12 protein-coding genes and 1 riboswitch are annotated in these 15,397 nt (G+C 52.4%); of the genes, 11 read left to right on the plus strand and 1 reads right to left on the minus strand.

The window, feature by feature from the left end; all coding sequences use genetic code 11:
• Positions 1 to 53: 53 nt before the first annotated feature.
• From ACFVSO_RS05060 to ACFVSO_RS05090, 7 genes are all read left to right on the plus strand, one after another.
• A complete protein-coding gene (locus ACFVSO_RS05060; RefSeq protein ID WP_387470775.1) occupies positions 54 to 1,757 on the plus strand; it encodes a DEAD/DEAH box helicase in 1,704 nt (567 codons plus the stop codon).
• A gap of 246 nt (positions 1,758 to 2,003) precedes the next feature.
• On the plus strand, positions 2,004 to 2,633 hold the full coding sequence (locus ACFVSO_RS05065) for a hypothetical protein (protein WP_387470777.1): 630 nt from the start codon (positions 2,004 to 2,006) through the stop codon (positions 2,631 to 2,633).
• A 43-nt stretch (positions 2,634 to 2,676) separates the two neighbouring features.
• Positions 2,677 to 2,758: riboswitch (ZMP/ZTP riboswitch) on the plus strand.
• A gap of 43 nt (positions 2,759 to 2,801) precedes the next feature.
• Positions 2,802 to 3,911, plus strand: a complete 1,110-nt coding sequence (locus ACFVSO_RS05070; RefSeq protein WP_387470779.1) for a GNAT family N-acetyltransferase — start codon at positions 2,802 to 2,804, stop codon at positions 3,909 to 3,911.
• 296 nt (positions 3,912 to 4,207) lie between these two features.
• Positions 4,208 to 4,645: a LytTR family DNA-binding domain-containing protein gene (locus tag ACFVSO_RS05075; RefSeq protein ID WP_387470781.1), complete on the plus strand. Its 438-nt coding sequence runs from the start codon at positions 4,208 to 4,210 to the stop codon at positions 4,643 to 4,645.
• An 11-nt stretch (positions 4,646 to 4,656) separates the two neighbouring features.
• The gene (locus ACFVSO_RS05080) at positions 4,657 to 5,094 is read left to right on the plus strand and encodes a hypothetical protein (RefSeq protein WP_387470783.1); all 438 of its coding nucleotides are present in this window, start codon (positions 4,657 to 4,659) and stop codon (positions 5,092 to 5,094) included.
• Complete coding sequence (locus ACFVSO_RS05085) at positions 5,087 to 6,001, plus strand: ABC transporter ATP-binding protein (protein WP_387470785.1); 915 nt, start codon at positions 5,087 to 5,089, stop codon at positions 5,999 to 6,001. Before ACFVSO_RS05080 ends, ACFVSO_RS05085 begins: the two co-directional genes overlap by 8 nt.
• Complete coding sequence (locus ACFVSO_RS05090) at positions 6,001 to 6,855, plus strand: ABC transporter permease (RefSeq protein WP_387470787.1); 855 nt, start codon at positions 6,001 to 6,003, stop codon at positions 6,853 to 6,855. The genes ACFVSO_RS05085 and ACFVSO_RS05090 overlap by 1 nt, the downstream gene beginning before the upstream one ends.
• A 695-nt stretch (positions 6,856 to 7,550) precedes the next feature.
• On the opposite strand, the gene ACFVSO_RS05095 is transcribed toward ACFVSO_RS05090, so the two are convergent.
• A complete protein-coding gene (locus ACFVSO_RS05095) occupies positions 7,551 to 8,615 on the minus strand; it encodes a LacI family DNA-binding transcriptional regulator (RefSeq protein ID WP_387471631.1) in 1,065 nt (354 codons plus the stop codon).
• A 266-nt stretch (positions 8,616 to 8,881) separates the two neighbouring features.
• On the opposite strand from ACFVSO_RS05095, the gene ACFVSO_RS05100 reads away from it, so the two are divergent.
• The 4 genes from ACFVSO_RS05100 to ACFVSO_RS05115 all read left to right on the plus strand — a co-directional run bounded on the left by ACFVSO_RS05100 (position 8,882) and on the right by ACFVSO_RS05115 (position 15,134).
• Positions 8,882 to 9,865 carry an ROK family protein gene (locus ACFVSO_RS05100; protein ID WP_387470789.1) on the plus strand — a complete coding sequence of 328 codons (984 nt, stop codon included), beginning with the start codon at positions 8,882 to 8,884 and terminating at the stop codon, positions 9,863 to 9,865.
• Entirely contained in the window at positions 9,865 to 12,252 is a 2,388-nt protein-coding gene (locus ACFVSO_RS05105) for a glycoside hydrolase family 9 protein (RefSeq protein ID WP_387471633.1), read from the plus strand. The genes ACFVSO_RS05100 and ACFVSO_RS05105 overlap by 1 nt, the downstream gene beginning before the upstream one ends.
• Positions 12,253 to 12,255: 3 nt before the next feature.
• Positions 12,256 to 13,338: an SIS domain-containing protein gene (locus tag ACFVSO_RS05110; protein WP_387470791.1), complete on the plus strand. Its 1,083-nt coding sequence runs from the start codon at positions 12,256 to 12,258 to the stop codon at positions 13,336 to 13,338.
• Between the two features lie 164 nt (positions 13,339 to 13,502).
• Positions 13,503 to 15,134 (plus strand): extracellular solute-binding protein, encoded by a 1,632-nt coding sequence (locus ACFVSO_RS05115; RefSeq protein WP_387470793.1) that lies wholly within the window; start codon positions 13,503 to 13,505, stop codon positions 15,132 to 15,134.
• The last annotated feature ends 263 nt before the right edge of the window (positions 15,135 to 15,397 follow it).

Raw genomic sequence — 15,397 nt, forward strand, 5'->3', positions numbered from 1 at the left:
ACGCTATATACGATTACAACACATACGCGTGTTCAAATAGGAGAACGACACTAATGAATTTTCAAGAATTAAAGCTTATTCAGCCCATTCTGCAAGCCTTGAGCAAAGAAAACTATACAGCGCCTACACCGATTCAGGAACGCTCGATTCCGTCCGTACTGGCAGGCCGGGACCTGCTAGGCTGCGCGCAGACGGGAACGGGCAAGACAGCAGCATTTTCACTGCCGATGATTCAGCTGCTGAGCGGCAGCATGGAGCGGGTAAGGAGAGAACGCCCGATCCGGGGATTGATTCTGTCGCCAACGAGAGAGCTGGCGCTGCAAATCTCGGACAATATTCAAGCGTACAGCCAGTTCACGCAGGTGAGCTGCCTGGCGATCGTAGGCGGCGTCTCCCAGAGCGGACAAGAACGCGCGCTGGCCCAAGGCACCGATATTCTGATTGCTACGCCGGGCCGTCTGATGGACCTGCTGAACCAAAAGGTGATCCATCTGGGCGCGGTAGAGATGTTAGTCCTGGACGAAGCGGATCGCATGCTGGACATGGGGTTCATCAACGATGTCAAAAAAATCATTGCCAAGCTGCCAGCTAAGCGTCAGACACTGTTCTTCTCGGCAACGATGCCGCCGGAAATCGCGCATCTTGCAGACAGTCTGCTCACGGACCCGATTAAGGTGGAAGTAACGCCTGTATCGTCAACGGTAGATCGCATTCATCAATCGCTATATCTGGTGGACAAGGAGAACAAGCAGTCGCTGCTGAACGAGCTGCTCACGGATCAGTCGATCGTATCCGCGCTGGTGTTCACGCGCACGAAGCATGGCGCGGACCGCGTCGCCCGCGGACTGAACAAGCAGCGGATTACGGCGCAGGCTATTCATGGCGACAAGTCGCAGAATGCGCGCCAGAACGCGCTGAATAACTTCAAGAGCGGCGCGACTCGCGTGCTCGTAGCGACGGATATCGCAGCAAGAGGAATTGATGTGGAGGAGCTGTCGCATGTCATCAACTTCAATCTGCCGAACATTCCGGAGACCTACGTGCATCGAATTGGTCGGACAGGACGCGCAGGCCATGACGGAACGGCAATCTCCTTCTGTGAGACGGATGAGCTTCCGTATCTGAAGGATATTGAGAAGCTGATCAAGAAGAAGATTCCGGTTGTTCAGGATCATCCCTATCCGATGAAAGGAGCCGCCCCTGCTGCGGCAGAGCAGGCTCCTTCGAAGTCGGCTTCCTCTGAAGCAAAGTCCTCCGAAGGCGCTGCAGGAAGCGGCAAGAAACCTCGCCGGAAGAAGAGCAAGCCGCAAGGAGCGGCAGCATCCGCAGTTGCGAGTGGGGCCGAACAGGCGAAGTCGCAGCCTAAGTCACAAAAGGCGGCATCGGGTGCCAGTGCGGCCGGTCAATCGAAGCCGCAGAATAAGCTGCAAACCGGGGAAGTCCGGCAGCCGGAGAACAAGCCGAGCCGCTCGAACGGTCCTAAGCCACAGGAGAAGAAGGAACAAGCGAAGCCGCAAGGGCAAGCCCCTGCGAAGCCGAGCCAGCCTCGTCCTGCAAAGGAAGACCGTCCTCGCGAGGGTCAAACCCAGCGGCAAGCGGGCAAGCCGGCTAGAACGCAGCAGCAGTCGAAGAGGCCGACTACAGCTGACCGTTATGCGAAGCCGCAGCTGCGTCAAGAAGTACACCAGGATTCGGGCAAGATTATATCGATTCTGCCTTCGCCGTGGTCGTCATTCTCCTCCAAATCAAAAAAATAGCTTGCCTCGATACGTGGCTGCTCGAAATATCCATAACAAAAAGCATTTGGGTTTTACCCAAATGCTTTTTTGTCATATTTAGGAGTCGCATAGCGGCAGGGATTGACTCTCTAAGCCTAATTTCTCGGCTTGCAGCTTCCTCGCGCGTTGCTGCGCTGGCGAACAAATCTTTAGCAGCTTATCATTTGTCGGATTTGAAACAAATCCGGCAGCTATCTTCGTCTATCGTTGCATAGGGGGGATAAGATGAGAAAACCGGTTTGGCTGACGATGGTTGTGTTAGCGTATTGGCTCCTGCTGCCTGGTCAAGCGATGGCGCTTTCTTGCGTGAAGCCTGGTCCAATCGAACAGCGGTATGAGACATATGATGGAGTTATTGTGGCGAAAGTGTTGAATGTAAAAGCGGGTCAGGAGGAACACACCATTCAATTGGAGGTTAAGCAAAGCTTCAAAGGGATCGAGGTTGACCGCCTAACGATTCTGGAAGATCGATATTGGGAGACGGACAGTCGCGTGAGCAAGGAAGGCGAGGAGTATCTGTACTATTTTAAAAATATCGACAGTCAGTGGGAGAATCAGCTTTGCTCGCCTACCGTAAAGTTATCGTTGGCAGACGCAGAGCTGGATTACTTGAAAGATAAGGAGCGTCAACTCCAACCAGCAAGCGAGCTGCCGACTGCAGATGCATCCCATGCCCCTGCAGCAACGGACACGACGGATGATGACGCAGAGAGCCGTCCGATCGCAAGCGATTCGGAAATGGGGCAGTTATCAGATTCGGGGAGGAGTACTTCAGCCGGGCTGATGGTCGGCTTGATTGCGGCCATAGTCATTATTCTAATTGTTGTACTGTTGGGAATGAGAAGAAGGAAATAAACGATTGACTTTTTCGTCAGAAAATTTATAATAGTCAGTAAATATTTGGATGTGTAACTGGCGAGAACGTAGATCACTACGGGGGAGCACATCTGTCATACAAGCCGTTCGCCTGGGCAAAGCATTTGATCATCGATCGAATGCTTTTTTATGTTCAAAGGAGCGATAATGATGGGAAAAGCTAAACAAGTAGCGGTGTTGATGTATGAGGGAGTGGATACGCTTGATCTGGCCGGGCCTTTTGATGTGTTTGCAGTAGCGAGCAATTGGGGACAAGATTTCTATGTCTATACGGCGGCTCTGGAGAAGAGGGAATGCCGCTCGATTAGCGGGATTACGCTTGTTCCGAGCTACAGCGCAGAGGATTGTCCGAGACCGGATATCCTGATCGTGCCGGGGGGCTGGGGAGCGCGCACGGAGATGCATAACGGGGCGATGACGGATTGGATTCGGAGCTTATCGAAGCAGGCTGAGCTCACGATATCTGTCTGCACCGGCGCGTTGCTGCTGGCTAAAGCGGGCTTACTGGACGGCCTGTCGGCAACAACCAACAGCCGCGCCATGAATCTGCTCCGTGAATCGGTGCCTGCCAGCACCCGCATCGTGGAGGGAGTGCGTTACGTGGACAACGGCAACATCATCCTCTCTGCAGGCGTGACGGCGGGCATCGATGCGGCGTTGCATGCGGTGGCGCGGTTAGCGGGAGAAGAGCGGGCGCTCGATACGGCAGCGAAGCTCGAATACCTATGGAATCGCGAAGCTCCTGTTCTGAATGCGCCATCTTCGCGAGCCATCCGCAGAGCGACCGCGGAGGATGCGGTGAAGCTGCGGGGCTTGTTGGAGGGAGCGGCCAGATGGATTCATTCGGCGCACGGCTTGCGGCAATGGCGCGAGGAGGATTTCACCCAAGAGACGGTCGACACATTCATCGGAGAGCAAGAGGTGTTCGTAACGGAGCGCGGTGAGGAACTGGTCGGCTGTTTCTCAGTTCACTGGTCATACGAAGAAATCTGGGGAGAGCGGTATCATGATGACGCAGGTTATGTTCATCGGCTGGCTGTCTCTCGGCGGTATAAGGGAGAAGGAGTCGGTCAAGAGCTGCTGGAATGGGCGGAGGGATACATCCGCAGCAAAGGCAAGCGCTGGCTTCGTCTCGACTGTATGGCGGACAATCCTGGTCTGAACCGGTATTATCAAAGCCAAGGCTTTGATCTGCAAGGACGCTTCGATGGAGAAGGCTGGAGCGCGAATCTGTATGAACGGAGAATCGCGGACTAACCATACGGACGCCGCAGGATGGTCATCAGGCTTTTCGAACAAGCATCTAATCTGCTGCGATTATATGATGATGACCATGCCGCTCTGTCGTGCGCTGAAAGCTGCGAATTATGCGAACGAATTAACCCGGTATGCTTGCAAGACCCGGTGCCTGCTGGCGCCGGGTTATTGTTGTTTGTGTGCATTTCACCCCATCCTATATGCAACTGACCGTGCAAGGCCTTGAAGTGCGGGCCAAAGATGGTATTCTGAGTTACAGAAAAGCGGAATCGGCAAGCCGGGGAGGAGCTGTAAGTTTGAAGCTTATTATAGACCAGTCATTGGAGCATCAGGACGTCGAAATTACGATTAAGTGCGGCATCATAGACGAAAATTTGGAGCGTCTTATTGCTCAGATCAGATTGTATTCATTCTCCATTACAGGCAAGAAGGATGGACGCAGCCATCTGATACGGCTGGAGGATGTCTATTACTTTGAATCCACGGATAACAAGACATTCCTATACCGCGAAAAGGATGTATACGAATGCCATTACAAGCTGTACGAACTGGAAGAGCATTTGGCGAACAGCCATTTTGTACGCATAAGCAAGTCCTGCATCCTGAATATTGCGATGTTGGCTAATGTGCGGGCGCTGTTGAACGGCAAGTTCGAGGCGCAGCTTGTGAATAAAGAGAAGTTGATCATTAACCGCCATTATGTGCAGGCGATCAAAGACAAAATGCAGTTTTGAGGAGGGATGACATGTCTACATTTAAGAGTTATTTTACGATCAACTGTTATGCCTTTACGATCATTACGATTATTTATTCGATTTTGGTAAAAGCGGGGCTGTTCACACCGATGTCGGTCGATGACGTCTTTATCTACTTCCTGATGACTGTTAGCTTGTCGATCCTCATTGCGATTATCGATCTGCTGCCCATCAGAAGTTATGCTCTGACTTCCTTGATCCGAATAGCAGGCATTGTGGCGGTTGTGTTCACCATTGGGTATTCCTTTGAAATGTTTTCGTTTGAATGGAGATACGTAGGTCCGATACTGGGCATGATTCTGTTTACGTATTTTGCCGTTAGCGCCTTGCTGATGATTAGGGATCAAGCTGATGCCAGAGCGATTAACAAGCAGCTGTCGCAGCGTAAGCTGAATACGGAGCAGGTAAGGGGAGAGAAGCATGAATAAAATAATTGAAGTGAGTCAATTACGGAAATCGTTCGGCGAGCTGCAAGCTGTGAAGGGCATCGACTTTTATGTGGAGCAAGGCAGCATGTTCGCATTCCTGGGGCCCAATGGAGCCGGAAAGTCGACGACAATCGATATGCTGACGACGCAGCTGGAACCAGACGGCGGGGAAGTAAGCGTGGGTGGCTACAGGCTGGGCAAGGAGGATGACGGCATCCGCTCATCCATCGGTATCGTGTTCCAGGACAGCTTGCTCGATCCGTTCTTAACGGTGAAGGAGAACCTTTTCGTTCGGGGAAGCTTCTACAGGCTCCCGCGCAAGGAGCTGAGGGCATCGGTAGCGAGGGCAGTCGATGTGGCCGATGTCGGCGGATTCCTGGATCGGCCTTACGGCAAGCTGTCCGGTGGCCAGCGCAGGCGGGCCGATATTGCACGGGCGCTTATTCATGCGCCTTCCGTCCTGTTTCTTGACGAGCCAACTACCGGTCTGGACCCGCAGACGCGCAAGCATGTATGGACGACTATTCGCCAGCTGCAGAAGGAGCAGGGGATGACGATCTTTCTGACGACACATTACATGGAAGAGGCCGCTCAAGCTGATTACATTACGCTGATGGATCATGGCAAGCTGCTTGCCAAAGGAACGCCAAGCGAACTGAAGGATCGCTACGCCACCGATGTGCTGAAGCTGATACCGAGCAGCCCGGCCGAGCTGACCCAATATTTGAATGAAAGATCGTTGCCGCATGCGGTGCAAGGGGGCGTCTATCATATCCCGCTGAAGCGTACAGTAGATGCGCTGCCGCTTATTGAGGAATGCAAGGGAAATATTGCCGGCATTGAGATTATAAGCGGTTCAATGGATGATGTGTTTCTTAACTTGACAGGAACGGGGATGAGAGCGTAATGAATGTCATTGCCAGTCGTAATATCAAGCTTTTTTTTCGCGACCGCAGAAACGTGGTTATGTCCTTTATGTCCGTATTTATTATTCTCGGCCTTTATATTTTGTTTCTTGGAGATACGCTGAAGTCAGGCGTACCGGATTCGCCAGGCATCGGATTTCTGCTGGACAGCTGGGTGATGGCGGGCATTCTGGCGGTCACATCCGTCACCGCTACGCTTGGCGCGCTTGGCATTATGGTCGAGGATCGCACGCAGAACATATTGAAGGACTTCAAGGCCGCGCCAATCAAACGTTATGATCTAGTTGGAGGCTATCTGCTAAGCGCCTTTACGATCGGAGTTGTGCTTAGTCTTGTTACGCTTGTGCTGGCAGAAATTTATATAGTGGCGCAAGGCGGAGAATGGCTGCCTTTTGTTGCCTGGTTTAAGGTGGTTGGTCTTATTCTGCTATCGGTGCTCGCAAGCAGCTCCATCGTATTTTTCATTACATCGCTGTTGAACAGCCGCAATTCTTTCTCGACGACAGGTACGATTATCGGTACGCTCATCGGCTTCCTGACGGGGATCTATATCCCGATCGGGTCGTTGCCGGAGCCTGTGCAGTGGATGATTAAGATATTCCCTGTCTCGCACGCAGGTGCCTTAATTCGCAGCGTCATGGTGGAGCGGCCGATGGAAGCGTCGTTCGCAGGAGCGAGTGCGGAGGCGGTGCAGCAATTCAAGCTGGATATGGGCGTGGTCTATCAATACGGGGATACATTCTCATCGACAGCTCTTAGTATCGCGGTGCTGGTGGGTACGACGGTTCTGTTCTATTTGCTGTCCATTGCAGTTATGTCTAGGAAGTCGAGGTAGCGGGAAGGTCTGTAGCCTAACTAATGAAGCACGGAGGAGTTTTTAAAGAAAAACGCGGAGTAGTTTATTATGTAAAGTGCTGAGGAGCTTATACGGTAAAGTACTGAGGAGTTTATAAAGTAAAGCTCTGCGTATTGTATAAGCGATTCGGGTCATACGGCTTACTAAAGTCGCTCCGAATGAAACGATAGGTTGTCTGAAGTAAGCAAATTTCTAGCTCCATAGCTACTTAAGTGCCTCGCTCAAGGTCACATGCATGGGAATAAAAGATTAGATCATAATAGCCGATAAAGCCGCGAGTGGCTTTATCGGCTATTTGTGCGGCAGATGAGCTGGGGGTGTTTCGTGCGCATGGGTCCTTGGCTTCATGCCAATGAGCCCATGAGGCTCTAAGCCGCGCGAAGGAGCTGCAAGCCGAGAAACTCGGCTTAGAGCGCCCGCGAGCACGAAGGAGCTGCAAGCCGAGAAACGCGGCTTAGAGCGTCCGCGAAGCCGCGCGAAGAAGCTGCAAGCCGAGAAACGCGGCCTTAGAGCGTCCGCGAAGCCGCGCGAAGGAGCTGCAAGCCGAGAAACGCGGCTTAGAATGCCCGCGAAGCCGCACGAAGGAGCTGCAAGCCGAGAAACTCGGCTTAGAGCGTCCGCGAAGCCGCGCGATAGAGCTGCAAGCCGAGAAACTCGGCTTATAGCGGCTTCATTTACGCGCGAGCGCTCGCGTCGCCAGCAGCTCCACATGATTCACGGATAATCAGCTCTGGGGAATGGTTGATGCTGAGCATTTCCTCAGAGCCGTTAATGGCGCTAATGAGCTGCATAACGGCCATGCGGCCCAAATATTCATTGTGCTGATCCAGCGACGTCAGTCTAGGGATGCTGAAGTCACTCTGGAGGAATTGGTCGCAGCTTGCGATCGCAATATCGCCGGGACAATCCAGGCCGCGATCCTTCATGGCGCGAATGGCGCCAATCGCCACCATATCGTTAATTGCAATCACCGCAGTCGGCAAACAGTCGGCTGAAGCGTCCAGCAATTGAGTCATAGCAGAATAGCCGTCTTGCGCGTAGTAGTCGGATGTGACGATATGACGCTCGTCTACCGGTTTGTTCAGCACTTGCAGGCTGTGCTTGAAGGCATCGATCCGCGCGGACGTGATGCGGATGCCGGGCTCGCCTCCGATGAAGCCGATGCGCTCATGACCGAGCGCGATAAAGTGGTGGACGATCGACGTAACGCCTTGCCTCAAATTCCGCTCGATAAAGAGACAGTCGCAGTCGTCGATCTTGGAGCCGACAATGACGACAGGCACCCGGCGCTGCAATTGATTGAGCGCATGGATGAACGTATCGGATACATCTTCCTTATCTATGCTGCCTCCCAGGATCAGAACGCCGTCCACTTGCTTCTCCAGAATCATTTTGAAATAATCCTCTTCGGTCAGATGAAGCTCATTCTGCAGCTGATGGCGGACGAACATCGTGTTGAACAGCAGGGTGGCATATTGATTTTTCAGCGCGAAATTCTGTATCTCCAGGAACAAGGAAGCGAAGTAAGGGTTCGTGATGTCCGGCAAAATAATGCCAATGTTCTTCGATGTGTGATTGACCATGCCTCTGGCGAACACGCTTGGCGTATAGTTGTATTCGTCGATAATTTGCTGAATCTTCTCCCTCTTCTTGGGAGATACGGATGGACTATTGTTAAGCACGCGCGAAACAGTGGACACGGAAACGCCGCTTTTTTGGGCGATTTCCTGAATGGTCATTTTCGTTTTCAACGGGGCACATCCTTTGGCCGATGCTTTGTTTATAGCTAAATTTTAACCCAAGTACGGGTTTTATTCAACACAAGAATGGTATCGTTACCAATCTTTTATTTGGTGTATGATCTAACGAAGTATATGACAGTTTAAATAAAAAACCGCGAAATTATGCTGTTGACACCGTCTTTTTCATTTGTTAATCTCATGACAACAACAAAATATTCTAATCATTTTTGGTAACGATACCAAATAGAATAGGAGGTGCAGCTGTGGAACAGCAAATTCCGCAATCTATACTTGCAGTCGATCTGGGCGGAACATCGATTTTGCTCGGAGAAGTCACATTGGATGGCAAAGTGCTGCATACGCAGTCGTATCCAACCAATACGGCGACACAAGCAGCTGCCATGGAGAATATACAGAAAGCCATATCAGACTATCTCGGCACAGCGCCAAGAAAGGCGCGCGAACTCATCGCGATTGGTATCGGTGTAGTAGGCCGGGTAGACCGGGCAAGAGGCGTGTGGATGGAGATTCAGCCGGGCAAAACAAACCCGACTAACGTAAGGCAAATCATCGAGCAGCAATTCGGCCTTCCTTGCGGAATCGACAATGATGTATCTTGCGCTACGCTGGCGGAGCTGAAGCATGGCTGGGGCAGGGATTCAAAGGACTTTATTTACCTCAACGTTGGCACTGGCATTGCGGCGGGTTTCGTCGTCAATGGCGCGATCATCGAAGGCTCGCACTTTAATGCGGGAGAGATCGGGCACATGGTTGTGGACATGAACAGTGACGCCATATGTGCCTGCGGCCGCGTAGGTTGTGTCGAACGGTTATCCTCCGGCCTAGGCTTGCATGAGCGTGTGATCAGTCTGAGCAGCCAATATCCGGATACCAAGATCGCTATTAAAGAAGCCAAGCGAGTAGCGGCCGAGACTATCTTCGAACAAGCCCAAGGGGGTGACGCTCTGGCGAAGCGGGTCACCGACGAGGGGGCTAGGGCGCTGGCTGCTGCGATCATGAACATGGTGCGCGTATCCGATCCGGATACGATTGTGCTTGGCGGCGGAGTAGGCGGCAACGTGTATTTCAAGGAGCTGGTCGAGCAGCATCTTAATCCGAAGACGATGCGATTTGTTACGAATGGAATTGCAAGCACGAAGCAAGGGACACCGGAGGCGGGGCTTGTAGGCGCAGCCATGGTGGGATTGGAAGCATGGACTATGAAGCAGAGGAGTGTTGGCTCATGATGAATGAAAGCTTCAAGCAGGATATCAGAAAGTCGGGTTATCTTCACCGTCCGTTGCCCATCTATCATGAACGTTCGATGGAGAAGGAACAAGCGGAGCAAGCTGTACTCTCGCGGGAGACGTTGTTCAATGCGGCTTCCGGGGAAAGTCATCAATGGGTCCACCACGGTGTAGGGTCGCTAAGAACAACCGGTCAAACGATCCAGCTCGTATCTCCTTCCATTATGCCGCATTGGCCGGAAGGGGCGCCCGCTGACGGAGATTATACGAACTTCGGCAGCGCGTGGATGACCTTGAAGCTTCCGAAGGTGAACTGGGAAGCGTTCAATCGTGTCACGCTTAAGCTGCGTCCTGATTTTCACGGCGTGCCTAACGCCTACATCATGATCAAGTTTAAGAACGAAGGCGCCATTCCGATCCCTGATTTGTATCACCGCGAGGGCGTTCACGGCGTGAACATGGACAATCATGATTGGAACATGGTCCATCTGGATATTCAAGAGCTTCCTAGAGATGTTATTACGGAGCTGACAATTGGTTATTACTTGAACGGCAAGGAAAAAGCGACTGGTGATGCGATTGAGCTGGCGCTTAAAGATATTACGCTGGAGAAAGTGGACGGTCATCATGTGTCCAAAGGCTGGGTGCCGAAGCAGGGGGAGATTGTGTATTCCCATAGCGGCTATTCGGCCGACGGGAGTAAAACAGCCTTTGCTGTCGGTCTTAAGGGAGAGCGCTTTCAACTTCTGCATGAAGTCAGCGGAGATGTCGTATTCACTGGCAAGCTGGGCGAGTTGGAGACGGAGTGGGGAACGTTCCAGGTGATGGACTTCTCCGAGTTCAAGCAGAACGGCCGTTATACGCTAAGCGCAGGCGGCGCGGCGACAGAGAGCTTCGCGATTGGAGCGGCGCCGGGCGTATGGCATGCTTCCGTATGGAAATCGCTGAACTTCATCTTCTGCGAGCGTTGCGGCTATCCGGTTCCAGGCATCCATGGCAGCTGTCATGCGGATGTTGTGGCGAATCATAAGGGAACGCTGCTGTCGTTCAACGGCGGCTGGCATGATGCGGGCGATGTCTCGCAGCAGCTGATCCAATCGGCAGAGGTGACGCATTCGCTGTTCGAGATGGCGGATCAAGTGAAACCCTACGACGAGGATCTCTATCTTCGCTTGCTGGAGGAAGGCGAGTGGGGACTTGATTTTATATTAAAAACACGGTTCGGCGACGGCTACCGCGCTACAAGCGCAGGCATGACCCGGTGGACGGACGGCCGAATTGGCAATATGGATGACGCTGAAGCGCGCGTTCATAACCAGGCGTACGAGAACTTCTTCTGCTCAGGCATCGAAGCTTACATCCATAGCCGGATACCGCATCATCCTGCGTTATCGAAGCGGCTGCTGGAGATTGCCAAAGAAGATTTCCAATATGCGCTGGAAGAGTTCAAGAAGCATGGCTTTGATCAAAAGCCAATTTTCTGGGAGCACACGTACCAATCATCCGAGAGTCTGTACATGGCGACGGCATCATGGGCTGCATCCATGCTGTATAAGGCGACCAAGGACAGCTTCTATGCAGAGAAGGCAGCCGAATTTATTGCCTTTGTAAGAAGGTCCCAGGAGCTTGAGGGCATCGAGGTAGAGGGCGGCGTCAGGTTGAGCGGCTTCTTCTACCGGAATCCAAGCAAAGAGGTCGTACAGCACTTCAACCACCAGGCGCGCGAGCATCTCTATATGATGGCGTTCACGGCCATCCATGAATCGCAGGGCGATCATCCCGAAGCGGGCGATTGGCTGGCCTCGATCGAGGCTTACGCGGAATACGTCAAGCGCCTTGCAGCATACACGCTGCCGTATCCGATGCTGGCAAGCGGCGTCTACCATGTGAACGAGCATCAGGACGACAAGAGCTTCAATTATCAGCATTTGCTGATCGACCATCAAGCGAAAGAAGATTACAGCGACCAGCTTAAGGCAGGCGTGAAACTGAATGAAGCATATTATTTGCGCAGATTTCCTGTTTGGTTCTCGTTCAGAGGCAATAACGCGATCATGCTGTCGCAAGGGAAGGCGGCTTCCGCAGCGGGTCTTCACTTGAAGGATAAGGCTTTGCTGGACATTGCGGAGGGGCAGCTGCGTTGGATTGTAGGGCAAAATCCGTTCGGCCAATCCATGATGCATGGCGAAGGCTATCGTTACGCGCAGCAATATTCGGTGCTGTGCGGCGAGATGACGGGCGAATTGCCGGTCGGCGTACAAACCTTCGGCAATGAGGATGAGCCGTATTGGCCCCAATTCAATAACGCAACTTATAAAGAAGTATGGACCGGCGTAGCGGGAAAATGGATGTCCATCGTAGCCGATCTATACGCAGCGGAGGTGTAGACTGTGAAACCGACCATGATGACTTATATCAACGAAGAGAAGGAGATGTCGGAGGGTATTCTCGCCGCATATCCGGACAATGTGCAGAAGTTCGCCGAGCTTGCTTCGGGCAAGCAGGACTGGCTGCTCGTCGCAACGGGCTCCAGCTATAATGCGGCGCTTAGCGCCAAGTATGCCATTGAACGATGGGCAGGCGTCCGGGTTGAGATCAAGGAACCGTTTCCGTTCACGTATTATGACAAGCTGAGTCCTTATACGGATCTGGCCATTGGCATCTCCCAGAGCGGACACAGCACATCGACAATCGGAGCGTTGGAGCGTGTCCGCAAGGAGGCAGGTCTGCCTACGATCGCGATGAGTGCCGATACCGCAAGTGCGATTGGCGAAGTCGCCGACTTGACCATCGATATCGGCTGCGGCGAGGAACGGGTTGGCTATGTAACGAAGGGCTTCCTCGCGACTGTCCTTACTTTGATGCTGGCGGGCCTGCGCACAGGCGAGATGAACGGCAGCTTGAGCGCTGTCGAGGTACAGGTGCAGTTGGATTCGCTGAAGCGCGCAGCGGCAGCCATTCCGGCAACGATTGCCCGCACGGAGACATTCTTCGAGACTTTCCGCGAGGAGCTTGCCAGCGCGCCCCGGTTCACGGCGGTCGGCTACGGGCCTGCGGTAGGGACGATCAAGGAGTTCGAGACCAAGTTTGTCGAGACCGTCAGAGTGCCTTCGCAAGGTGTAGAGGTGGAGGCGTTCATGCATGGTCCGTATCTGGAGGTCAATCCGGAGCATCGCTTCTTCTTCGTCGAGACGGAAAGCCCAGTCAAGGATCGTCTGGAGCGTCTGCGCAGCTACGAAGAGCGTATCTCCAATTACGTCTACACCGTGACGACGAGAAGCTCGTCCCAAGCCAATGTGCTTGGACTGAATCTCACGATTGACGAATTCGCCGCGCCTTTTGCGCTAATCATACCTTTTCAAATTCTGGCCCATCATATTGCGGGAGCGAGAGGCATCGACCTGACGAACCGCATTTATACTGATTTCGGTATGGCCATGAAGAGCAAGACGCAGCCGGGCAACTACGCCTAGACAGGGGCAAGCAAAGATAAGAGGGTTGGCACATCAACATCCGGGCACCAGACAACATCGTGAACATCGTGCTGATCGAATTTGCTGAACACGTAATATCCCAATGGTTTAAGGCGGTTTTCGCTTTGGACATATAACATCATATGGAGAGGGGTAATACAAGCATGACGAAAGCCAGAAAGACCACGATGCTCATCGTGTCCGCGATTCTCGTATGTGGCACCATTCTAGCAGGCTGCAGCAGTTCCAAGAAGACGAACTCGGAGCCTGCTCCAAGTCCGTCCGCTTCTGCAGCGGAATGGGAGCTGGGTTCAGAGCCATTCGAGTTCACCATGTACGGACACTATGACTGGTACGATGTACCGGCATGGGACAGTACAGTAGCGGGAAGATGGATTAAGGAAAACAAAGGGGTTAACATTGTTCCGATTGCGGCAAGCGGCAACGCTGACCAGAAGCTGAGTACGATGATTGCTTCGAACACATTGCCGAATGTCATGTGGATGGACCGGGGTGCAGAGGTAGAGAGACTGCGTGAAGCAGGCATGCTCGTTCCATTCGATGATTATCTGGACAAATACACGAACCTGAAAACCTGGATGGGCGACAACATGAACTTGCTTCGTTCCTCAGACGGCAAGCTGTACCAGTTCCCGAACTGGTATACGAATCGTCCGAACGGCAACGCCGGTTATGTTATTAACAAGAAAGTCTATGGCGAGCTGGGTTCGCCAAAGCTCGAGACAACGGACGATCTGTACGACTATCTCGTAAAAGTAAAGGCAAAGTATGGAGAAAGCATCATTCCGTTTGAGCCGCATCTGGCGAAGGATATGCAAGGACTTGGTGTTCTTTATACGGGATTTGCTGAAAACAATCTCTACGAATATTTGGGCATACGTGCCGTGCCGCAAGGCGATAAGCTGACGTCCCTCTTCACGGACCCGACCTTCCGCGAGGCTCAGCAGTATATCTCCAAGCTGTACCGCGAGAAGCTGATCTCCCAGGATGCATTCACCCAGACGCTGGATCAGATCGAAGAGAAGGTTATGCAGGGCCGAGTGGCGGTCTATGCCGGCTCTAACCCGATTGCGATGGATGCCCATCAGGAGCTGTCGAAGAACGATCCGGAAGCCGGTTACTTTATGATCTGGCCAATCCATAAGCCGGGACTGGACAAAAACAAAATCTTCACTGGGACTTACTCAGCTCTTGGATGGAACGTAAGCGTTATCACGAAATCCGCGAAGGACCCTGAGAAGATCTTCGCATTCCTTGACTGGTATACAGGTCCGGAAGGACAGGCGCTTCTCTTCTTCGGTCCGGAGGGCAAGAACTGGAAGGGCTTTGACGAAGACGGCCATCCGATCTATACGGATGAATATGATGCCAAGGAAGTGCTGGATCTTCAGCAAGCGCATGACCGCATCATGTGGAATGGCAACACAGGCTACATCGATCCTGCTAAAATGAAGTACGAAAGCAAGCTGCCGCCGGAGCAGCAGAACTGGGCAGCGCGTTATCAGAATGAAGTGACGTGGCCGACTCAGGCCGACGTTACGGAATTCATCAACCTTGATCCGGAGCCGAACAGTGATCTTGGCCTTGTCAAACAGCGCGTAGATGATATCTTCACGCAGGCTTATGCGCAAAGCGTTATGGCGAAGAGCGATGACGAAGTGCTCAGTATTCTGGACAAAGCAGAGCAAAACGCTCAGTCCGCAGGCTACGACAAGCTTCTGGAATGGCGTACAGAGGCTTGGCAAAATAACAAAAGGCTGATTGCCGGGGAATAATACAGTTATTCGCCTAAGAGTAAGTCAAAGGGCCGTCTCTTCGTAGAACTTTTTACGGGAGGCGGCTTTTTCGTGATGATAATGATTGTTTGATATGAGTTTTAAAAAGGGATTGTCCGTTCGCACGGTGTCAGGTATAATGGGCATACCTTTCACAGAATCGACACTTTTTAGCCTTGCATTCTCCGCAAACTTTGTTTTCTTATTCCGATGTGAATAATGCGAGATGTAATCGCTATGGCCGAGTAGAAGGAACCTTTTTT

The sequence above is a fragment of the Paenibacillus sp. NPDC057967 genome (assembly GCF_042887015.1).
Lineage (GTDB): Bacteria > Bacillota > Bacilli > Paenibacillales > Paenibacillaceae > Pristimantibacillus.

Coding starts and splice junctions, on each gene's coding strand:
- ACFVSO_RS05065 (WP_387470777.1), top strand. CDS start 2,004: ATGAGAAAACCGGTTTGGCTGACGATGGTTGTGTTAGCGTATTGGCTC.
- ACFVSO_RS05060 (WP_387470775.1), top strand. CDS start 54: ATGAATTTTCAAGAATTAAAGCTTATTCAGCCCATTCTGCAAGCCTTG.
- ACFVSO_RS05070 (WP_387470779.1), top strand. CDS start 2,802: ATGATGGGAAAAGCTAAACAAGTAGCGGTGTTGATGTATGAGGGAGTG.
- ACFVSO_RS05095 (WP_387471631.1), bottom strand. CDS start 8,615: ATGACCATTCAGGAAATCGCCCAAAAAAGCGGCGTTTCCGTGTCCACT.
- ACFVSO_RS05090 (WP_387470787.1), top strand. CDS start 6,001: ATGAATGTCATTGCCAGTCGTAATATCAAGCTTTTTTTTCGCGACCGC.
- ACFVSO_RS05105 (WP_387471633.1), top strand. CDS start 9,865: ATGAATGAAAGCTTCAAGCAGGATATCAGAAAGTCGGGTTATCTTCAC.
- ACFVSO_RS05080 (WP_387470783.1), top strand. CDS start 4,657: ATGTCTACATTTAAGAGTTATTTTACGATCAACTGTTATGCCTTTACG.
- ACFVSO_RS05115 (WP_387470793.1), top strand. CDS start 13,503: ATGACGAAAGCCAGAAAGACCACGATGCTCATCGTGTCCGCGATTCTC.
- ACFVSO_RS05085 (WP_387470785.1), top strand. CDS start 5,087: ATGAATAAAATAATTGAAGTGAGTCAATTACGGAAATCGTTCGGCGAG.